A 19,174-nucleotide genomic window follows, 5' to 3' on the forward strand; every position below is an offset into this window, starting at 1 on the left:
AAATCATCATGCAAGAACTGAAACAAAAGGGGTTGCGCGGCCCCTGGAGCGACGCCCCCTACCTTCCCACCTTGCACCATTTCCTCGGTCCCTTCGACGTGTATGACCGCGAAGAAACCCTGGGCGTGGAGCTGGATGCCTGGGACATGAACGATCCTGCCCAGCGCGCGGCGCTGATACGGCGCGACATCACGTCCCAATACAAGGAACTCAGCTACCGCCACCGCCATGCGCTGGTGGCCGTGCTGGCGCAGGCCTTGCAAGACCCTGATTACGATTTCCAGGCCATCCTCGAACATGACCCGGAAAGCACGCATGCGCTGCCGGCCCTGTGGGACGAAATGCACGACCCGCGCGCCTTCTTTGCCGATATCTACCGCCTGGTGCGGCAAGACTGGCGCGACGACCTGGCGCGCGCGGCGGCGGAAGACCCGGCCAGCTGGTAGCGCGGCGCACACGCCACACTATCGACACGATAGGCTGCGCCTTCCTTTCCCCTATGAAATATCCATTGCGGCAATGTGCACGCGCCGTTGCAAAAACGCCCGTCTGAAAAAATATCCGTTGCACCAGCGCATGCCCACTGGCATCGCGCTACCATGAGCCGTCGGCACTTCGATAGGCGCCGCCTTACTGCGCCGGTTCCCCCGCCGGCTTCCCCCAGCCGCAATGTGAAGGAGATTCTCATGCCCAAGTTCGCCCCTGCCATGTGCTTGTCGCTCATGCTTGCCGTCGCTACCTTGCCCGGTGTCGCCAGCGCTGCCGAGGGCGGCGCCACGCGCGCCGACGCCGAAGCCATGGTCAAGAAAGGCGTGGCCTACATCAAGAGCGCCGGCGACGCCAAGGCGTATGGCGAAATCACGGCCAAGTCGCCGCAATTCATCCTGCACGACCTGTACCTGGTCGTGTACAAGCTCGACGGCACGGTCGCCGCGCATGGCGCCAATCCGAAAATGGTGGGCAAGAACTTGATCGAGTTGAAAGATATCGATGGCAAGGCCTTCGTCAAGGAGCGCGTCGACCTGGCCAAGAGCAAGGGCACGTTCTGGCAGGAATACAAATTCACGAATCCGGAAACCAAGAAGATCGAGCCGAAGGTGATGTATTGCGAAAAGCTGGCCGAGACCGTCGTCTGCGGCGGCATCTACCTGTAGCCAGCCGCCGCGCCGCCGGCGCCGGGATGGTTGTCCGCTCTCTTGACGATAGGGGCTCCGATGAAAATCGCACAGAAGATGTTGATCGTCCCGGTGGTCGCGCTGGCTTGCCTGCTGGCCATGGGGGCCTTGTCCTATTTCGCCATGCAGCAGAACGAGCAGCGCATGCGCGAACTGAAAGACGTCACCCTGACGGCCGAGCGGCTTGCGAACCAGCAAGCTATTGCCCTGGGCCAGGTGCACGCCGACGTGTATGCGAAGATCGCCATCGCGGCCAGCCTGTCGGATGAGCAGTTCAAGCAATTCGGCGCGCAAACGGATGGCCAGCTGAACGCCATCGCACAAGGCTTGCAGCAATTGCAGACATTCTCGGGCGCCGCCACGGAAGCAGGCCAGGCGCTGCCGGGTGTCGAACGCTACCGTGCCAGCGTGGCGCAGGCGCTGGACCTGGCGTCCATGGACCCGAATACGGGCGTGGCGGCGATGCAAAATGCCGCCACGCATTACCAGCAAGTGCGCGGGCAGTTGCGCCAGGTGCTGCTCAATCTCGACCACCGCACTGTCGATGCCTTGCAGGATACCAAGAATGCGGGCCAGCGCGCCGGCTGGCTGTCGCTGGGCACCATGGCCATCGGCTTTGCCCTGCTGGCCCTGATCGCCACCTGGGTGGCGCGCTCCGTGGTGGGCCCCATCGACGAGGCTTGCCGTGCCGCCGAATCGCTGGCCGCCGGCGACTTGACCACGCGCATCGACGCCCGGGGCGACGACGAGGTGGGCAAGCTGGCGCGGGCCCTGGCCACGGTGCTGAAAAACTGGAATACTTTATTGGGCGACATCCGCCAGGCAGGCTCCACCATCACGGTGGAAGCGAGTGAAATCGCGCTGGGCAATGCGGACTTGTCGGCCCGCACGGAGTCGCAAGCTCATTCCTTGCAGGAAACGGCGTCGTCCATGCATGCCTTGACGGATACCGTGCGCGAAAACGCCAGCCATGCGCACCAGGCCAACCAGATGGTGCTGTCGACGTCGAACGTGGCGCTCGAGGGCGGCCGCGTGGTGGGCCAGGTGGTCGAGACGATGGGCTCGATCAAGGCCAGTTCCGGGCGCATCGTCGACATCATCGCCGTCATCGACGGCATTGCCTTCCAGACCAATATCCTCGCCTTGAACGCGGCAGTGGAGGCGGCGCGCGCGGGCGAACAGGGACGCGGCTTTGCCGTCGTCGCCACGGAAGTGCGGGGCCTGGCGCAGCGCTCGGCCACGGCGGCGCGCGAAATCAAGCAATTGATCGAGGATTCCGTGGCCAGGATAGAAACGGGCAGCGAGCTGGCCGACAGCGCCGGGCGCACCATGGGCGATATCGTCGCCTCCGTCCAGCAAGTGACGGAAATCATGAACGACATCACGGCGGCCAGCCAGCGCCAGAGCAAGGGCATCGAGGAAGTCAACAACGCCATTACGGAAATGGACGAATTGACCCAGCGCAATGCCGCCCTCGTTGAACAGTCGGCCGCCGCCGCGCAAAGCATGCAGGACCAGGCGCATGATCTATTGCGCGTGGTCGACGCCTTCCGCCTGGGCGAAGGCGGCGCGCCGTTGCTGGCGCCTTAGCGCCGGTGCGGCATGGCGGCCCGGGCGCAGGCTTGCATGGCCTTGCCTGTCCCGACCAGCGCGGGGTCCGCGTCCCGCAGCAAGACATTGCCCATGCGGTATTGCTGATGATAATCACCCAGCAGGGCTGAATACAGGAAAACCTGGTCTTGCCTGCGCCAGGCGGCGTGGTCATTGCTGCCAGGCGTTGCCGGGATGGCGGGGCTGAAGTAACTGTACAGGCCGCCCACCTTCTTCTTGTGCAGCCATTCCATCAATTGCACGATGCGGTACTGTTCCAGCAAGCTCAATTCGCTGACATTGACGCTCGACAAGGCGTAATACAGCTCCAGGCGGGCCATCCAGTTGCCCTTCCCGCCTGCCGCCGCCAGCGCATCCCAGGGCGGGCCGGCGCGCACCTTGCGCGCGTCGTCCGGCAATGCCATCCACGCTTCCACAAAGGCCTGGTCCGGCACGGGGCCGTAGTCGGCCGGTGCGCGGCAGACGAACTGGCGCGCATCCGGCCCGTCCTGCGGGACTTCGTCGGCGATGTATCTGGCGATCTTGTCGCCGATGCCCAACAGGCGCTTGCCATACCCTTCCAGGGTCCAGCTCGCAGGCAAACGCCCCAGCCAGGCCAGCGCATCGTCGTTGGCACGGGCCTCCACCGCGTAGGCGGCGATCCTGGCCTGCATCCTGGCTTCCTTCTGCTGCTCCGCCAGCTTGAGCGCCTCCTGCTCTTCGTCATAGCGGCTCGTGGTCTTGGCCAGTTGCACGCAGTCCAGGAAAGCCTCCGGCGCGCCCTGCCAGCACTTGGCCGGCACCTTCAGCTGCCAGCGCATGCTGACGGTTTTCAGCACATAGTTTTCCTCGCCCTCCTCGCCCTTGAGATAGGCGCGGCCGTCCGCCTTCGTCACGCCTTTCGCCAGCTGCTTGCCGCCGGCCGTGCTCCAGGTGTAGGGGTCATCGTCTTGCGGCACGCCCGGCACGGCGTACAGGGTCAGGTAGTGTCCGGCTGCGGGCGGCGCATCGGCGGCATGGCTCAGCGGCGACAGCAGGGATAAGGTCAATAAAGTTTTTTTAGGTAACAGTTTCAGCATGCAGCAATCGTCAATGAAGTTCGGTGTGGCAGGCGCAGTCGTGGCCGCTGGCGGCCTCGGACAGGTTTTGCAGGATGGCGCAGTCTTGCGACGGCTGCGGCTGGTCGCACTGGTGGCGCAGGGTCACCAGTTGCTCCTGCAAGGTTTGCAGGTTCGCCATTTGTTCGGCAATGCGCAGAATATGGTGGTCCAGTAATTCATTAACGCTTTGACAACCTTCGGCCGGGTTGTTCTTAAATTCCAACAAGGCGCGGATATCCGTCAAGCCGATCTGCAGCGAACGGCAATGGCGGATGAATTGCAGCCGTTCCTGGTGTTCTTCCCGGTACTCGCGGTAGCCGGCGCTGTTGCGCCCCGGTTCCTGCAGCAAGCCCGCCTTTTCATAGTAACGCACGGTTTCCACGTCACAATCTGTCCGTTTGGCTAATTCTCCGATACGCATGGCATCCCCTTTTTCATTCCAACATGCAAATTCCGCTTGACCCTGTAGCCGCTACAGGGTTTCTAATGGAAGCATACACGAAACCGGAAGGACGATGCGATGCCGCACGATAGCCATAACCATACCCATGCGCACGACCACAAGCATGCGCACGAACCCAGCCCTGCGCCCAAGGCGGCCAGTTGCTGTTCTAGCCAGCATGCGTGCTCGTCCACGCCTGCCGCCGCGTCCGGTCCAGCGCTGCCCAGCGCCGCCATTGCCGGCGCCAATACGGCCAAATACCGCATCGCCAACATGGATTGCCCCACGGAAGAGCGCTTGATCCGCAACAAGCTGGCCACCATGGCCGGCGTCGTGGGCCTCGATTTCAACCTGATGAACCGCGTGCTCGACGTGCACCACACCCTGCCTACACTGGCCACGGTGGAAGCGGCCCTGCACGGCATCGGCATGCAAGCCATTCCCATGGAGGCGGACGCCGCCGTTTCGCGCAACCCGGACGAAGGCAGTCTCAGCGGCATGCAAAAGGGCTTGCTGGTCGTCTCCGGCCTGGCGGCGGCGGGCGCCGAAGCGCTGGCGTGGACCACGCATGCGGACAGTTCGCCCCTCGTCATCGCCCTGGCCCTGCTGTCGATCGCCACGGGCGGCTGGCCGACCCTGAAAAAGGGTTGGATCGCCCTGAAAACGTTCACCCTGAACATCAATTTCCTGATGAGCCTAGCGGTGTTCGGCGCCATCGCCATCGGCCAGTGGCCGGAAGCGGCCATGGTCATCTTCCTGTTCGCCATTGCCGAGCTGATCGAAGGCTTGTCCTTGAACCGCGCGCGCAACGCCGTGCAAAGCCTGATGCAACTGGCGCCCGACACGGCGACCGTTGCCGACGCCAGCGGGGCCTGGAGCCAGGTGAACGTTGCCACGGTGGCCATCGGTACGTTGATGCGCGTCAAGCCGGGCGAGCGCATCGCGCTGGACGGCATCGTGCAAAGCGGCGTATCGTCCGTCAACCAGGCGCCGATCACGGGTGAAAGCATGCCGGTGGACAAGGCTGTGGGCGACGTCGTGTATGCGGGCACCATCAATGAACGAGGCTTGCTCGACGTCACCGTCACCGCCAACAGCGGCAACAGCACCCTGGCGAAAATCGTCAAGGTAATCGAGGAAACCCAGGGAAAACAGGCGCCCACGCAGCGCTTCGTCGACAACTTCGCCCGCTACTACACGCCGGCCGTCGTCGTGTTCGCCATCCTCGTGGCCGTGCTGCCGCCGCTGCTCTTCGGCGCGCCCTTCATGGCCTGGATCTACAAGGCGCTGGTGATGCTGGTGATCGCCTGCCCGTGCGCGCTCGTCATTTCCACGCCCGTCACCGTCGTCAGCGGCCTGACGGCGGCCGCGCGGCGCGGCATACTGGTGAAAGGCGGCCAATTCCTGGAAACGGGTTACCGCATCAAGGCCATCGCCGTCGACAAGACGGGCACCTTGACCATGGGCAAACCGGCCGTCACGGACGTGGTGGCCCTGGAAGGCAGCGACCGCGATGCCATCCTGCTGCTGGCCGCCAGCCTGGACGCCAATTCCGCCCACCCGCTGGCCGCCGCCATCGTCAAGGCGGGTCCGCCCGCCAGCAGCCACTTGCCCGTCACCCAGTTTGCCGCCCTGCATGGACGCGGCGTGCGCGGCAGCATCGATGGACAAACGTATTACCTGGGCAATGCGCGCCTGATGACGGAATTGAACGCCCTGACGCCGGAGCTGCAAGCCATCCTGGCGCGGCTGGAACAGCAAGCCTACACGGCCATGGTGCTGGCCACCTCGGCCGGTGCGCTGGGCGTCATCGCCGTGGCCGACGTGCTGCGCCCGACGGCGGCGTCCGCCATCGCCCGCCTGAATGCGCTGGGCGTGACCACCGTGATGCTGACGGGCGACAACTTGCTGACGGCCCAGCGCATCGGCGATGAAGTCGGTGTCAGCCTGGTCAAGGCGGAATTGCTGCCAGAAAACAAGCTGGACGAGATCAAGGCCTTGCAGCAGCAGTTCGGCGTGGTCGCCATGCTGGGCGACGGCGTCAACGACGCCCCCGCCCTGGCGCAGGCCGACATCGGCTTTGCCATGGGCGCGGCCGGCAGCGACACGGCCATCGAGACGGCGGACGTGGCCCTGATGGACGATGAACTGGGTAAATTGCCCGAATTCATCAGCCTGAGCCAGCGCACGCGCAGCATCCTCGTGCAAAACATCAGCTTTGCCATCGGCATCAAGGCCGTGTTCTTCGGCCTGGCGCTGGCCGGCATGGCGACCCTGTGGATGGCCGTTTTCGCCGACGTGGGCGCCAGCCTGCTGGTGGTGGCCAATGGACTCAGGTTGCTGCGTGGCAGCAAGCCTAATTAAGTTCCTATAGAAATATTTCCATCTGGACAATTGCTGTAAAAAACGCTACTTTGGCACTTGATCTCCACCTTCGCCAAAGTAGCCGATGACCGTTCTGCCCCGCCTCCCCCTGCTGGCCACCTTGCTGGCTGCCGCCTCCCTGCATGCCGAACCGATGTACTTCACCCCCTGCTCCGATACGGCCGTGCCCGGCAGTCTGTGCTCGGGTTTGAACGTGCCCGGCAGCTACGACGCCCAGGGCCGCGGCATCGGTGATCCGGACGCCATGCACGTTTTCGTGCGCAAGATTGCCGCCGACGTGCCTGCCGGCAAGCCCGCCAAAGGCACCCTGTGGCTGGTGGCGGGCGGCCCCGGCGAATCGGGCGCTTCGTTCTACAGCTTGCTGCCCACCTTGCGCCGCAGCTTTCCCGGATTTGAATTCCTCATCCCCGACCACCGCGGCACGGGGCATTCCTCGCGCCTGTGCAAGGTGGAAGAGTCGGAACGGAGTCCCGGCGGCCGCGCCCTGGCGGGTGCCGAATGGGGCAGCTGCTTTGCCGGCATCAACTTGATGCCGGAATACGCGGGCCAGTTTTCCATCACCATGGCGGCGCGCGACTTGCAAGCCTTGATCGCAGGCGAACAGGGCAAGAACAAACCACCGATGTATGTATACAGTGTGTCGTACGGCACGCAATTGGTCTTGCGCACCTTGCAGCTGGGACCGCTGCCCGTCAAGGGCGTCATCTTCGACTCGCTGGTGCCGCCGCAGACGGATGCGCGCTGGGACTTGAGCCAGCGCTCGCACGTGGTCAACACGGTCGGCATGCAAGTGCTCGCCTGGTGCGATGCGGATGCCGCTTGCCATGCGGCACTGGGCGAGCCGGCTGTGACCCTGTACCGCCGCGTGCTGGACAAGGCGCAAGCCGATCCCGCGCTGCTGGCGAAGATCCCCGGCAAGAACCTGAAGCACTTCCTGGGCGGCATGCTCGACGTCCCGGCCGCCCGCGCCCGTATCCCGTATCTGCTGCAGGAATTGGACCAGGGTAAGGATGGCGAACTGGCGGCCGTGCGCGCCACCCTGACGCAGGCGGCGGCCGGCCTGGGCAGCTATCCCCAGTCGCCGCTGTCGATACCGCTGGTCAATATCATCAGCAATTCGGAAAACAATCTGCAAGCTTCGCTGCGCCCCGGCTGGGCCGCCGCCGACCTTGACCGCGACGAGGCGGACTTGCTGTTTACCAGTCCCCTGCCCCGCATCCTGCTGGGCGGCGGCTTGCCCACCTACCCGCGCGACGCCTACTTCGGCGCCTTGCCGGCGAAAGTGCCACCCACTTTGGTACTGCAGGGTACCCTGGATCCGAAGACGCCCTACGCGGGCGCGCAGGCGCAAGTGCAGGCCTTGACGCAGAACAAGGCCGGCAAGGTGGCCCTGTCCACCGTGTACAACGCCCCGCATTTCATCCTGTGGACGGCGCCCGCCTGTTTTGAACAGGCCAGCACCCGCTTTATCGCCGGCAAACCGGCGCAGGATTGCACGCTGCAATTCCCACCAACTAACTAAGAGGACGATATGCGCATCACAGGACTGGCATTGCTGCTGTTATCTTGTTTCGGCGTGGCACAAGCGGCGCCGCCCGCTTCGCCATCCATCTGCGCTTCGCCCGCACAGTCCGTCCGCGAACAGGGCTTTGTGCCCATCAATGGCATCGAGCAATGGATCACGGTCACGGGCGCCGCTTGCGGCAATCCCGTGATCCTGTTCATCCACGGCGGCCCCGGCAATGCGCTCAGTCCCTACGCAGATGCCATCTATGCGGGCTGGGAACGCCACTACACCCTGGTGCAGTGGGACCAGCGCGGCGCGGGCATGACATATGGCAAACAGCGCCCATCGGAAGAGGTCCCCTTGACGGTGGAACAGATGCGCGACGACGGCATCGCCGTGGCCCGCTATATCGAACAGCATCTGGGCCAGCGGAAAGTCATTTTGATGGGCAGTTCCTGGGGCTCGATCCTGGGCGTGCACATGGCCAAGGCGCAGCCAGAGCTGTTCCACGCGTATATCGGCACGGCGCAGGTGGTCAATGCGCGGGCCAACGAAACCGGCATGTACCGGGAAGTGCTTGCGCTGGCGCAAGCGGCCGGCGATACCGCCACGGTGGACAAGCTGACGGCGCTCGGCGCGCCGCCCTGGCGCGATCCGCGCAACTTCGGCATCCTGCGCCGCTTCGACCGCAAATATGAGGGATTGGCAACGGATGCGCCGCCCAAGCACTGGTGGCAGCCGGCGCCGTTCTACGCCACGCCGCAAGCGCTGGCCGATGCCGAGGCGGCCGATGACTACTCGTACATCCAGTTCATCGGCCTGCACGGCGACGGCATGTTCGCCAAGGTCGACCTGCCCGCGCTGGGCACGCGCTTCGACTTGCCCGTGTTCTTCATCATGGGCGAAGCGGACTTGCTGACCTCGCCCGCCATCGCGCGCAGCTACTTCGACAGCATCACGGCGCCGGCCAAGGATTTTACCGTGGTGAAACGGGCCGGACACGACCCCAACCAGGCCATGCACGACGCCCAATGGACGGTCTTGCGCGACAAGGTGGCGCCGCTGCTGAAGTAAAGCGCGCGGCGCGTTGCATTCACGGCGCACTTTCCTTGTCGATCTGTGCCGTGAAGCGCCGCTCGAAGTCCATCAGCTCCGCCACATTCAGGTCCGAGATGAGCTGATAATGCATGCCGGAGCGGCTCCAGCGTAGCAAATGATAGCCTTGCCTGACAGTCAGGCGCGGCGGCGCATCGCGCTGTGCCCCATCGGGCCAGACATACAGGTTCAGCACATGCTGATGCCGGCGATACGCGAGAGCGGCGACGGGACGCGCGTTGATATAGTCGAGGCGCCCGCCGATCAAGGGGAAACCTTCTTGCGCCAGATCAACCACGGGTGGCGAAAAGTCGAGCTTGCCGCTGAACCATGGCTTGACCGTGTGCTGGTCGGAGGACGCCACGTCGGCCAGATGATCGGGCATCAGCGAACGGAAATGGCTGGCGACGATCTCCTGGTCGAGCCGTTCCGCGTCCGAGGGCGCGGACAGATACAGCGCCAGGGTGACGGCCAGGGCCGCCGTGCTGGCGCTGGCCACGCCAAAATTGATCCAGGCCCACGGCAATTGCGCCCATTTGCGGCCGCGCGGGGCTTTCCTTGCCTGCTTGCTCTCTTCCTGCAGCGCCTGGCGCAGGCGCTGCTGCAGGAAAGCGGGCGCGGCATGGCCGGCGGCATGCTGTTTCACCGCCGCGCGCAGGGCAAACAGCTGTTCGCAAGCCCTGGCGCAGTCCGGGCACTGGGCCAGATGCTGCGCCAGTTGCGCCATGGCCGAGGCATCGAGCTCGCCATCGGCATAGGCGGACAGCCTGTCTTGTGATTCCTTGCACTCCATGTCAGCTCTCACCATCAGATTGTTTCAGGCGCGCCAGCAGCAGCTTGCGTCCGCGCGCCAGGCGCGACATCACCGTGCCGATCGGGATGCCGACGATGTCCGCAATCTCCTTGTAGGACAAATCGTCGATCTCCTTCAGCACCAGCACTTCCCTGAATGGCTGCGACAGCGTATCCAGGGCATGGTTGACCGCCTCCTTCGCATCGGCGCGGGCCAGGATGTCTTCCGGGTTGCCGCATCCCTCCTCATCGTGGCCATGAAGCTCCTCGTCAAAGCCGATGTCAGCGTGTTCCGGCCGGCTGTCGCGCAGCGACGTGTAATACGTATTGCGCACGATCGTCAGCAGCCAGGCGCGCGCGCCGTCGCCATGGTAGCCGTCCATGTAGCGGTAGGCGCGCAGGAACGCCGTCTGCACCAAGTCCTGGGCATTCTGGTCATTGCGCGTGAGCCAGCGTGCCAGCTTGTAGGCGGCGTCCAGGTGAGGCAAGGCCATTTTTTCAAAGAACCGGGTTTTATCGATGTCGTTCAAATCAACACCCATCCGCCTGTCTGGCGTCTCAACTCCCAAGACTCGCTTTGCCTGCCGTTTATTCCCGATATGGCGGTTTTTTTACAGCAGAAAATAAACCAGCACAGGCGGGAATATTTGCCGCGCCTTCGCAGTTATAGCATGTGCAGGCCCCGATTGCATCGGGGCCTGGCAACCGCAAAGCGAAAGGAGTTCGACATGCAACATCCCCGCTTCCTCCCTGGCCTGGCCGCGGCCACGCTGATGGCGTTCAGCGGCGCCGCCACCGCCGGCGACGCCATGCACGGCCAGGTACTGTACAAGAGCATGTGCATATCCTGCCACTCGATCGACTACAACGGCGTGGGACCCGCGCACAAGGGCGTGTTCGGCAGGAAAGCCGGCAGTGTCGCCGACTACAACTATTCGCCCGCCGTGAAGGCGTCCGCCATCGTGTGGGGCGAGAAAACGCTGGACCAATGGCTGTCGGGTCCGGAAAAACTGATTCCCGGCCAAAAAATGGGCTACCTGGTGCCGTCCGCGCAGGACCGCGCCGACCTGATCGCTTATCTGAAGCAGGAATCCGCACGGGCCAGCCCGGCCCAGGCCACCAAATAGAGACAGTTGTGCCACCGCCTGCCAGCCATTGCCAGGCATTTCAAGGAGAAACATCATGATGGACCGCAGAAGCTTCATGAAACTGGCCGCCGTCGGCGGCGGCGCCGTGTTCATGTCCGGACTCTACGGGCATGCGCCGGCGGCGGCCGGAAAGACGGCAGCCGCTCCCTACGAGGATTTCTATTTCGTCCAGTTGTCCGACGTGCACTGGGGTTTCACGGGCGCCGCCAACCCCGATGCCCTCCACACCTTCAGGAAGGCCGTCGCCACCGTCAACGCGCTGGAAGTGCAGCCCGATTTCATCATCTTTACGGGCGACCTCACGCATACCACGGACGACCCGAAGGAGCGCCGCCAGCGCATGGCCGAATTCAAGGACATCGCGGCGGGCTTGACAGTGAAAAACGTGCGTTTCATCCCCGGCGAGCACGACGCGGCGCTCGACAACGGAGCCGCCTACAAGGAAAACTTCGGTCCGTCCAACTACGCGTTCGAGCACAAGGGCGTGCATTTCATTGCCCTCGATAACGTCTCCGACCCCGGCGCGCGCATCGGCGACACGCAGCTGGCATGGCTGAAGGACGACCTGGACAAGCAGGCCAAGGATGCGCGCATCGTCGTCTTCACCCACCGTCCCCTGTTCGACCTCGTGCCCAAATGGGACTGGGCCACGCGCGACGGCGACAAGGCGATGGCGCTATTGATGCCGTACAGCAATGTGACCGTGTTCTATGGCCATATCCACCAGGAACATCACCACATGACGGAGCACATCGCGCACCACGCCGCCAAGTCGCTGATTTTCCCCTTGCCGGCGCCAGGATCGCAGGAAAAGCGCACACCCCTGCCCTGGGACCCCGCCGCGCCGAACAAGGGCCTGGGCTTGCGCGAGGTGGAGGCGGAAGCAAACAAGGACTACAAGCTCACGGAATTTCCCGTGACAAGGAGCTGAACCATGGACCGTGCAAGAAGACAGCTATGTGCAAGGTTGGTCTGCGGTATCGGCGCGCTGCTGACGGTAGCCGCCATCGACGCCCAGGGCGTGAAGAAAATTGCCGGAAAAGAAAGAATCATCGCCATCCAGGCGAAGAAATTCGTCTACACACCGAACGAAATCACCTTGAAGAAGGATGAACCGGTCGTGCTGGCGTTCACGGCCATCGATTTCATCCATGGTTTTTTCATCCCGGACATGCGCATCCGCGCCGACCTGCTGCCGGGCCAGGTCACCGAAGTGAGGCTGACGCCTGGCAAGGCCGGTGAATACGCCTTTTTATGCGACAACTTTTGCGGCAGCGGCCACGAGGAGATGAATGGGAAGATCATTGTCACGGAGTAAGGTGGACGAACCATAAAGTTCGACGCAAGCCCCCATGAGGCAAGCGACTTCGACGCGTCGCGTGTGCAAGAATGTTAGACACTATTGCGCGTCGAAGCTTGCCGAGGCCATGGTTGCAGCATTTGACGCAGGCTGCTGTTTCCTGAGCTTATATGAGCGGCTGCTTTCGGCCCATAGCGGACGTTGGCCACTATTGCGGATCACCGGGTATATGCCACGATTTAGCATGGGACACATACGTTAGAAACGGTTTTTTCTCGCAATTTTCAGGGGTGATGTCCACAGGAAGTTCTAGAGTCTCAGCCAGGTTTTCAACGAATAACAGGACCTGCTCATGCTGCAAAGACCCAGCAACTTCCTTCGGTGAGATATCGAGTTCTAACTGCTCGGGGACGAAGAAATGACAGCAGATTACAACCGGGCCATCCAATAGAATCGACAACAAATGTGATCCTTCACGATTCGCCAAAACGTTGCGCGATCCCGGAAATGGGAGTGCAGCCCCATCAAAGCTGTACGTGCATTCGTATTGGTAAAGTAGGCGGTCAAAGCGATCCCAGTGGATAGCTTCAGTATTCTGCACGTAGACGTCTCGAAGCGATCCATCTCGTTCCCATAGTCCTGCTATATCGTTGAAGTTTGGTCTCATGCGGGTAGCTTGTGGACTGCCGGTTTTTTGAATGTTGGCTTCTGATCGATAGCTGCTGTGAGATCACACGTCACGGGGCAGTTTCGCCAGCCAATCCTCGACTCGCAAAAGAATGGGACCTAGCTCAGGAACGAATCCATCTTCATCGTGCCACTGAGCGATATCCAGGTCCATGGCCATGCCCTCTATTTCTTTTATCAAGGCGTATGGCATCGCCTCTAATGCTTTGCCGTTCCCTCTAATCGAGTCGGCTAAAGCCTGTGCGGTATCTTGCTGTGCCTGGACACGTTTCAAACAGGATTCAATTCGAGCGATTATCGATTGGTTGGACATGAACGTATTGAGTTAGAGAAAAATGATCGGTGCCGTGCGTGACTCTGTCCGCTTCTGGCCGATAGCGACCGTTCCCGAAGCATAGCCACCAGGCTCACTTGTATCAAATTTATTAATTTTTGTCTAAAACTATTGTTTTGCATCCGACCGTTCGTCCAAAACCGAATCCTGCTGGCGCCGCCACTCATGGCGGCGCCAGCACCCCAAGGGGCGGTCGATCAGGCGGCGCGGCGCGCCCGCAGATGCAGGTGGCGGATGGTGGCTGCGGCCGCCATCAGGATGGCGGAAGCCGTGGCCAGCACGACAATGAACGCCTTGTCGAAGGCCGAGCGGGCCAGTTCCGACACTTGCAAGCCCAGTTCGGCCGGCAATTGCTCGGCGGCCAGCAGCGCCGCGTCGAGCGTGTCATGGGCATTCGGCAGCAGGCCCGCGCTTTCCGGGATCACCAGCGTGGCGCTGTAGACAGCCGACAAAATCGTGCCCAGCACCGTCACGCCGATCACGGCGCCCAGTTCATACGACACTTCCTCGATCGAGGCGGCCATGCCGGCCTGTTGCGGGGCCACGTTCAGCATCACGGCGCTGGACGCGGCCGTCATGACGGCACCCAGGCCCAGGCCCAGGATCACCAGGCTGGCCACTTGGGCCGAGACGGCGGCGTCATGCAGCAGCAGATACGATGCCATGCCTATGCCGGACAGCAACAACGAACCCCACAAGACCTTGGCCTTGTCGGCGCGCGGCAGCATGAAACCCGTCAGCGGGCCGGCAAACACGGACGCCAACGGCAGCGGCAACAGCAGCAAGCCCGCCTCCAGCGGCGACAATTCGCGCACCAGCTGCATGTGCTGGCTCAGGGCCAGTTCCATGCCGATCAGGGCGGCGGAAGCCACCATGGCGGCGGCCACGGCGCTGGAAAACGGCAGTTCGCGGAACAGGGCGAAGTCGATCAGCGGCCTGGCTTGGCGCTTCTGGCGGCGCACGAACTTCAGCATGAAGAAGGCGCCCACGGCGAACGAGGCGGCGGCCAGCGCGTACGACGGCTGCGACTTGCCCAGTTCCTTGATCGCATACACGCCACCGAGCAGGCCCATCATGACTTGCAGCGAACCCTTCAAGTCCCACGGCTTGTCGCGGTTACCAGCCCGCTTCGGCAGGACGACGGCGGCCAGCACCAGGGTCAGCAGGACGATGGGCACGTTGATCAGGAAGACGGAACCCCACCAGTAATGTTCCATCAGGAAACCGCCCAGCACGGGGCCGAATGCGGCGCCGCCCGAGGCGATGGCCGCCCACACGCCGATGGCGAACGAGCGCTCGCGGTTGTCCGTAAAGGTCAGGCGGATGATGGACAAGGTGGCCGGCATCATCAAGGCGGCGCCGATAGCCAGCAGCACGCGGGCAAAGATCAGCCACTCCGGCGCGGGCGAAAACGCGGCGCACAGCGAGGCGATGCCGAACACGGCCAGGCCGGCGAGGAAAACGGGTTTGTGGCTCAAGCGGTCACCGAGGGTGCCGAGGCCGGGCAGCAGACCGGAAACGACCAGCGCGTACACGTTGATGATCCACAGTTTTTGCGAGGAAGTGGCCTGCAAGTCGCGCGTCAGCGCGGGCAAGGCGGTGTAGAGCACGGTCATGTCGACCACGATGAGGAACAAGGCGCTGGAGACGATGGCCAGCGTCAGCCATTTTTTCATTGGATGCATAAACAACTCATGGATTTTAGTGTAACTTTTAACAACTATCGGTATGGATGAATTTGGTGCTGCGCAAATATTTACGTTCCAGGCTGCCACGGGCCTGGGCTGGTCGGAGGCGGCGGGCGTCAGCCACGGTCGCCATCCTTGTCATCCTTGTCATCCACGGCGGCCGTCACTTCCGGCGCGTCGAGTTCGCGCAGCATGACGACGGACACTTGCTTGAAGCCGCGTCCCTGGAAGAAAGTCTGCGCCGTCAGGTTGTGCGCGCCGCATTCGAGGAACAGGCGGGCGATGCCGTGGCTGCGCAATTCGCCAGCTACCCACTCCACCAGCTGGCTGCCGATGCCGCTGCCGCGCACGGAAGGCAGCAAGACCAGGTCGTCCAGCGCGGCGAACGATTTCGAGGCGCGCTGGCGCGTGTCGATGGAAACCAAGGCCATGCCGACGACGGCGTCGCCGGCAGTGGCGACGGCCAGCAGGGTCGAATCGCCATGGGCCCAGTCATGCGACAGGGCGGCACGGATTTCGCCGCGTATGACCTCAGGCAAGTCCGCGCGCCAGTTGCCCGGCGCATCGGCACGTTCGCCCTGCAGCTCCGAATGGGAGATGTAGTCGGCGCTGACGTTGTCGAGGTAGAGCTTGCACAGCGCATCTTCGGCGGTGGCGTCGTGACACCAGCTGAAGCTGATGACGGGGGTATGGGCTTGAGCGTTTTTCATGGCGGATCTCGTGTTGTTGAAAATGTAAATGCATTTTATGTCGCCCCTGAATGGCATTCAAGTTAAAATCCATCTGTAAAACAGATAGGTGGATGTCATGCAATGGACTTTGGAACAAATGCGCTACTTCGAGGCGGCCGTCGCGGCCGGCTCTTTTTCGGGCGCGGCGCGCCGGCTGGGCCGCGCGCAATCGGTGGTCAGTACCTCGATCGGTCTGCTGGAAGCGGAGTTCGGCGTGGAACTGTTCGACCGTTCGCGCCGCAGCGCCGTGCTGACGGAAGCGGGCAAGGTGATGCACCTGGAAGCATGCGAACTGCTGCGCCAGGCCGAGCGCCTGCAGCTGCGCGCCCAGTTGCTGAGCGAGGCGCCGGAAGCGCAGCTGACCCTGGCCCTGGACGAAGCCCTGCCCTACCTGGCCATCAGCACGCTGGTGAAGGAATTGGCGGCGCGCTACCCGGCGCTGGAACTGGTGATGCTCAACGCCACGGCGTCGGAAGTGGCGCAATACGTGGAGCAGCAGCAAGCGGACGTGGCCTTCCACTTCGACCGCGGCCCCATCTCGCCCGTGCTGGAACAGCAGCACATCGGCAGCGTGGCGCAAGGCGTGTTCGTGGCCAAAGGCCACGCGATGGCCCACGGCCAGGAAGTGAGCCGCAACGAGCTGACCCGCTACCGCCAGCTGATCATGGATTCAGAACTGAACCGCGAACACGCGTTCAGCCCCGCCGTCTGGTTTTCCGACAGTTTCTACAGCATCGCGGAAATGGTCGCGGACGAGCTGGGCTGGGCGATTCTGCCCCTGAACATCGCCAATTACGACAACTACAAGGGATATCTGCAGGAAGTGCCCTGCCCCGCGCTGGCCCTGTCGCGCCTGCCCGTGCGGCGCTTATCGATCCACGGCAAGAAGCTCAGCGAGACGAGTTTGTGGCTGACGACGAGGCTGGCGGAGTTGCTGGCGGATGGGCCGCGGGGGTGAGGTCATGTAGTTAATACAGAACATTGGAAGCGCAAGCACCCGATAGACTTGCGTCCACATCGCCACTCGCCCCAAAACATCAAAGATGCTTTGGCTGGAAAGTTGCTACGAAGTTTTTAAGCAGTCACTGAGTTTATTTGTGCAACAAAGTCACTATTGATCGACAAATTCACTGGCCTTGGTCATGACAATATAATTTGAATTTATCCCGTTTATTGAAAGAACAGTGCGCATTACAATCATTGTTAATCACGATTATAATCCGCCATGATCTTTTTATCTTTCAATTAAAAATTCCATGAATCTACTCGATTTTTTCCGAACGCGTCCCTCACCAGATTCTTTTGCCTCCCTAGTCATGCGCCAAGCGCGCGCCGACGGCCAGGTACAGAAATTGATTTACGATGCGGAGCAGTTTCGCATTCTAATGGGTGAAAACAGTCAGCATATCTTCAATCTGGATAATGCCTATCACGATTATTGCGCCGCGCCGCGCAAGATGCGTGCGCAAGTGCTGCAAAACTATCTGGCCAGCATGGTCGTGCCCGGCCTGCCTGCCAGCTTTGCCGAAGCCAAACCCTGCCTGATGCCGGTGGTACGCAGCCGGGCACAAGGCGACTACTTGCGCCTGGTGGCGCTGGCCCAGCCAGAGCGCCAGCAAGTGAACGATGCCTACCGCTCACTGGACGACGATACGATCATCATGCTGGCCTACAACACAGACTCGCACATGGCCATCGTCGGCCAGGCCGTCTTGGCGCAATGGGGCGTGACGTTCGATGCAGCGCTGACGGCGGCCATGGACAATCTGCGCGAATGCACGCCGTACAGCTTTACGGATCTGGGCGATGGACTGCTGATGGGCGAATGGCAGGACGACTATGATTCATCGCGCCTGCTGCTGCCTGACTTGCTGAGTCGCGTCTGCAAAGACGCCGAACCGCTGGCGATGATTCCCTCGCGTGGACGTTTCCTGCTGGCATCGTCACATAATGTAGCGGGGCAATTGCGCATGATCTCCCTGGCCGACCAGCTGGTGCAGGACGAGGGACGCCTGGTCTCGGCCACCATGTATCGCATTGAACAGGGAAAAATCGTCGTGTTCCAGCCATCGGACGCGGCCGTGGCCGGAGCCTTGGCGCACTTTCAACAGTTAATGCGCGCACATCACTACGAGCTGCAGAAAGAGCAGTGGGATCGGGTCAACGACAGCATTGGAGAGGATATTTTCGTGGCCACTTGCATGTTGATAAAGTCAAAAGATGGCCAGCGCGTTACATCTGCGGCAAGCTGGACCCGCGGTGTCAACACGCTGCTGCCGCGCACTGATGTAGTGGCCATGGTGGAGCTTGACGATGCCGGCGGCGAAAGCACCACCAAGATGCTGGCATGGAATGATGCATTGGCCATCTGCGGTGAACTGATGCAGGAAGTCGATTGCTATCCAGTGCGCTATCGGGTACAGGCATTCCCTTCCGCGCAGCATCTTGAGTCGGCGCCAGCCTTTGAGTTGTAGCATTTTATTCAAGCCATTGATATTAGCCAAAGTTATTTAAAATTAAATTTCCAGCAGGGCATGAAATAATGAAAATAGACTGCGGCCATGCAAGAAAAGTTGAAATAGCGGTGGAATTTCCAATTTCAATACTATGCAAATATAATGGTCCTGACAATTTGGATGTGACGCTGGACGATAATATAACATACCTGATTAATGAAGCATTGAGAAAAGCCGGAGCATATGTAAAAAACAAGGCAATGAAAACGTATTACTCCGCGGAGAATGAGGAAATCCTAAGTTATCAACTGACATTGATCGTTCAACCACCTGGTGTTAACTTGCACTGCATTGTGGATGATCTGACTCAGGAGAATTTCCATCAAGGATTATGCATTAAAATGCAATCTCAGCATCATGGTTTTAGAATGGTCTATCCGCAATCCGCAGTCGGGTGAAGCTGAGCTGAGCATTGATGTACTTCCCAGGCCTGAATTCAAGAATTACTTTTCGACGGAGTACGCTTTGCAGTCGCAGTCATCGCAAGCCCGATTCAGCCGAGAATTTTGCTGTGAATCAGCGGGAAGCCACAACTCAGGAAGTCCCCTGGCCTTGTCGCGCCTGCCCGTGCGGCGGCTGTCGATCCACGGCAAGAAGCTCAGCGAGACGAGTTTGTGGCTGACGACCAGGTTGGCAGAGTTGCTATTGGATGGGCCGAGGGGGTGAGTGCATGCAAGTCAGTGC

20 protein-coding genes are annotated in these 19,174 nt (G+C 61.6%); 12 read left to right on the top strand and 8 right to left on the bottom strand.

Annotation, left to right across the window (positions count from 1 at the left end; all coding sequences use genetic code 11):
* Positions 1–8: 8 nt before the first annotated feature.
* The 3 genes from O0879_RS04360 (at position 9) to O0879_RS04370 (ending at position 2,765) form a co-directional block, all read left to right on the top strand.
* Positions 9–446 (top strand): hypothetical protein, encoded by a 438-nt coding sequence (locus O0879_RS04360; RefSeq protein WP_289914874.1) that lies wholly within the window; start codon positions 9–11, stop codon positions 444–446.
* 240 nt (positions 447–686) lie between these two features.
* The gene (locus O0879_RS04365; RefSeq protein WP_289914877.1) at positions 687–1,154 is read left to right on the top strand and encodes a cache domain-containing protein; all 468 of its coding nucleotides are present in this window, start codon (positions 687–689) and stop codon (positions 1,152–1,154) included.
* A gap of 60 nt (positions 1,155–1,214) precedes the next feature.
* A complete protein-coding gene (locus O0879_RS04370) occupies positions 1,215–2,765 on the top strand; it encodes a methyl-accepting chemotaxis protein (RefSeq protein ID WP_289914880.1) in 1,551 nt (516 codons plus the stop codon).
* Here O0879_RS04370 and O0879_RS04375 read toward each other — a convergent pair.
* Positions 2,762–3,844 carry a hypothetical protein gene (locus O0879_RS04375; protein WP_289914882.1) on the bottom strand — a complete coding sequence of 361 codons (1,083 nt, stop codon included), beginning with the start codon at positions 3,842–3,844 and terminating at the stop codon, positions 2,762–2,764. The genes O0879_RS04370 and O0879_RS04375 overlap by 4 nt on opposite strands.
* A 10-nt stretch (positions 3,845–3,854) precedes the next feature.
* Positions 3,855–4,286: a Cd(II)/Pb(II)-responsive transcriptional regulator gene (gene cadR / locus O0879_RS04380; protein ID WP_289914883.1), complete on the bottom strand. Its 432-nt coding sequence runs from the start codon at positions 4,284–4,286 to the stop codon at positions 3,855–3,857.
* Positions 4,287–4,385: 99 nt separating this feature from the next.
* On the opposite strand from cadR, the gene O0879_RS04385 reads away from it, so the two are divergent.
* From O0879_RS04385 to O0879_RS04395, 3 genes are all read left to right on the top strand, one after another.
* Positions 4,386–6,671 (top strand): heavy metal translocating P-type ATPase, encoded by a 2,286-nt coding sequence (locus tag O0879_RS04385; protein WP_289914885.1) that lies wholly within the window; start codon positions 4,386–4,388, stop codon positions 6,669–6,671.
* 85 nt (positions 6,672–6,756) lie between these two features.
* Positions 6,757–8,214, top strand: a complete 1,458-nt coding sequence (locus O0879_RS04390) for an alpha/beta fold hydrolase (RefSeq protein ID WP_289914888.1) — start codon at positions 6,757–6,759, stop codon at positions 8,212–8,214.
* 9 nt (positions 8,215–8,223) lie between these two features.
* A complete protein-coding gene (locus O0879_RS04395; protein WP_289914890.1) occupies positions 8,224–9,273 on the top strand; it encodes an alpha/beta hydrolase in 1,050 nt (349 codons plus the stop codon).
* A 19-nt stretch (positions 9,274–9,292) separates the two neighbouring features.
* Here O0879_RS04395 and O0879_RS04400 read toward each other — a convergent pair whose 3' ends face one another.
* Both O0879_RS04400 and O0879_RS04405 read right to left on the bottom strand, forming a co-directional pair.
* A complete protein-coding gene (locus O0879_RS04400) occupies positions 9,293–10,102 on the bottom strand; it encodes an anti-sigma factor (RefSeq protein ID WP_289914892.1) in 810 nt (269 codons plus the stop codon).
* The gene (locus O0879_RS04405; protein WP_289914894.1) at positions 10,089–10,580 is read right to left on the bottom strand and encodes a sigma-70 family RNA polymerase sigma factor; all 492 of its coding nucleotides are present in this window, start codon (positions 10,578–10,580) and stop codon (positions 10,089–10,091) included. The genes O0879_RS04400 and O0879_RS04405 overlap by 14 nt, the downstream gene beginning before the upstream one ends.
* Before the next feature lie 234 nt (positions 10,581–10,814).
* On the opposite strand from O0879_RS04405, the gene O0879_RS04410 reads away from it, so the two are divergent.
* From O0879_RS04410 to O0879_RS04420, 3 genes are read left to right on the top strand one after another with little or no spacing between them, the layout of a single operon-like run.
* Positions 10,815–11,213 carry a c-type cytochrome gene (locus O0879_RS04410; protein ID WP_289909918.1) on the top strand — a complete coding sequence of 133 codons (399 nt, stop codon included), beginning with the start codon at positions 10,815–10,817 and terminating at the stop codon, positions 11,211–11,213.
* Between the two features lie 58 nt (positions 11,214–11,271).
* Positions 11,272–12,165, top strand: a complete 894-nt coding sequence (locus tag O0879_RS04415) for a metallophosphoesterase (RefSeq protein WP_289916150.1) — start codon at positions 11,272–11,274, stop codon at positions 12,163–12,165.
* Between the two features lie 3 nt (positions 12,166–12,168).
* The gene (locus O0879_RS04420) at positions 12,169–12,552 is read left to right on the top strand and encodes a cupredoxin domain-containing protein (protein ID WP_289914896.1); all 384 of its coding nucleotides are present in this window, start codon (positions 12,169–12,171) and stop codon (positions 12,550–12,552) included.
* A gap of 190 nt (positions 12,553–12,742) precedes the next feature.
* On the opposite strand, the gene O0879_RS04425 is transcribed toward O0879_RS04420, so the two are convergent.
* The 4 genes from O0879_RS04425 to O0879_RS04440 form a co-directional block, all read right to left on the bottom strand.
* Positions 12,743–13,135, bottom strand: coding sequence for a hypothetical protein (locus O0879_RS04425; RefSeq protein WP_289909916.1), 393 nt, complete (start codon positions 13,133–13,135; stop codon positions 12,743–12,745).
* Positions 13,136–13,264: 129 nt separating this feature from the next.
* Complete coding sequence (locus O0879_RS04430; RefSeq protein ID WP_289909915.1) at positions 13,265–13,534, bottom strand: hypothetical protein; 270 nt, start codon at positions 13,532–13,534, stop codon at positions 13,265–13,267.
* 218 nt (positions 13,535–13,752) lie between these two features.
* The gene (locus O0879_RS04435; protein ID WP_289911438.1) at positions 13,753–15,231 is read right to left on the bottom strand and encodes an MFS transporter; all 1,479 of its coding nucleotides are present in this window, start codon (positions 15,229–15,231) and stop codon (positions 13,753–13,755) included.
* 128 nt (positions 15,232–15,359) lie between these two features.
* Positions 15,360–15,953 carry a GNAT family N-acetyltransferase gene (locus tag O0879_RS04440; RefSeq protein WP_289914898.1) on the bottom strand — a complete coding sequence of 198 codons (594 nt, stop codon included), beginning with the start codon at positions 15,951–15,953 and terminating at the stop codon, positions 15,360–15,362.
* Between the two features lie 97 nt (positions 15,954–16,050).
* On the opposite strand from O0879_RS04440, the gene O0879_RS04445 reads away from it, so the two are divergent.
* From O0879_RS04445 to O0879_RS04455, 3 genes are all read left to right on the top strand, one after another.
* Positions 16,051–16,932 carry a LysR family transcriptional regulator gene (locus O0879_RS04445; protein WP_152280983.1) on the top strand — a complete coding sequence of 294 codons (882 nt, stop codon included), beginning with the start codon at positions 16,051–16,053 and terminating at the stop codon, positions 16,930–16,932.
* A 298-nt stretch (positions 16,933–17,230) separates the two neighbouring features.
* Positions 17,231–18,448, top strand: a complete 1,218-nt coding sequence (locus O0879_RS04450; RefSeq protein WP_289914901.1) for a hypothetical protein — start codon at positions 17,231–17,233, stop codon at positions 18,446–18,448.
* A gap of 68 nt (positions 18,449–18,516) precedes the next feature.
* A complete protein-coding gene (locus tag O0879_RS04455; RefSeq protein WP_289914903.1) occupies positions 18,517–18,888 on the top strand; it encodes a hypothetical protein in 372 nt (123 codons plus the stop codon).
* Positions 18,889–19,174 lie beyond the last annotated feature (286 nt).

The sequence above is a fragment of the Janthinobacterium sp. SUN120 genome (assembly GCF_030397735.1).
GTDB lineage: Bacteria > Pseudomonadota > Gammaproteobacteria > Burkholderiales > Burkholderiaceae_D > Janthinobacterium > Janthinobacterium kumbetense.

What these genes read in the sequence shown, in the direction of transcription:
- O0879_RS04390 (WP_289914888.1), top strand. Translation starts at nt 6,757, where the DNA reads ATGACCGTTCTGCCCCGCCTCCCCCTGCTGGCCACCTTGCTGGCTGCC.
- O0879_RS04385 (WP_289914885.1), top strand. Translation starts at nt 4,386, where the DNA reads ATGCCGCACGATAGCCATAACCATACCCATGCGCACGACCACAAGCAT.
- O0879_RS04410 (WP_289909918.1), top strand. Translation starts at nt 10,815, where the DNA reads ATGCAACATCCCCGCTTCCTCCCTGGCCTGGCCGCGGCCACGCTGATG.
- O0879_RS04365 (WP_289914877.1), top strand. Translation starts at nt 687, where the DNA reads ATGCCCAAGTTCGCCCCTGCCATGTGCTTGTCGCTCATGCTTGCCGTC.
- O0879_RS04370 (WP_289914880.1), top strand. Translation starts at nt 1,215, where the DNA reads ATGAAAATCGCACAGAAGATGTTGATCGTCCCGGTGGTCGCGCTGGCT.
- O0879_RS04375 (WP_289914882.1), bottom strand. Translation starts at nt 3,844, where the DNA reads ATGCTGAAACTGTTACCTAAAAAAACTTTATTGACCTTATCCCTGCTG.
- O0879_RS04435 (WP_289911438.1), bottom strand. Translation starts at nt 15,231, where the DNA reads ATGAAAAAATGGCTGACGCTGGCCATCGTCTCCAGCGCCTTGTTCCTC.
- O0879_RS04450 (WP_289914901.1), top strand. Translation starts at nt 17,231, where the DNA reads ATGAATCTACTCGATTTTTTCCGAACGCGTCCCTCACCAGATTCTTTT.
- O0879_RS04415 (WP_289916150.1), top strand. Translation starts at nt 11,272, where the DNA reads ATGGACCGCAGAAGCTTCATGAAACTGGCCGCCGTCGGCGGCGGCGCC.
- O0879_RS04420 (WP_289914896.1), top strand. Translation starts at nt 12,169, where the DNA reads ATGGACCGTGCAAGAAGACAGCTATGTGCAAGGTTGGTCTGCGGTATC.
- O0879_RS04455 (WP_289914903.1), top strand. Translation starts at nt 18,517, where the DNA reads ATGAAAATAGACTGCGGCCATGCAAGAAAAGTTGAAATAGCGGTGGAA.
- O0879_RS04440 (WP_289914898.1), bottom strand. Translation starts at nt 15,953, where the DNA reads ATGAAAAACGCTCAAGCCCATACCCCCGTCATCAGCTTCAGCTGGTGT.
- O0879_RS04395 (WP_289914890.1), top strand. Translation starts at nt 8,224, where the DNA reads ATGCGCATCACAGGACTGGCATTGCTGCTGTTATCTTGTTTCGGCGTG.
- cadR (WP_289914883.1), bottom strand. Translation starts at nt 4,286, where the DNA reads ATGCGTATCGGAGAATTAGCCAAACGGACAGATTGTGACGTGGAAACC.
- O0879_RS04445 (WP_152280983.1), top strand. Translation starts at nt 16,051, where the DNA reads ATGCAATGGACTTTGGAACAAATGCGCTACTTCGAGGCGGCCGTCGCG.
- O0879_RS04430 (WP_289909915.1), bottom strand. Translation starts at nt 13,534, where the DNA reads ATGTCCAACCAATCGATAATCGCTCGAATTGAATCCTGTTTGAAACGT.
- O0879_RS04360 (WP_289914874.1), top strand. Translation starts at nt 9, where the DNA reads ATGCAAGAACTGAAACAAAAGGGGTTGCGCGGCCCCTGGAGCGACGCC.
- O0879_RS04405 (WP_289914894.1), bottom strand. Translation starts at nt 10,580, where the DNA reads ATGGCCTTGCCTCACCTGGACGCCGCCTACAAGCTGGCACGCTGGCTC.
- O0879_RS04400 (WP_289914892.1), bottom strand. Translation starts at nt 10,102, where the DNA reads ATGGTGAGAGCTGACATGGAGTGCAAGGAATCACAAGACAGGCTGTCC.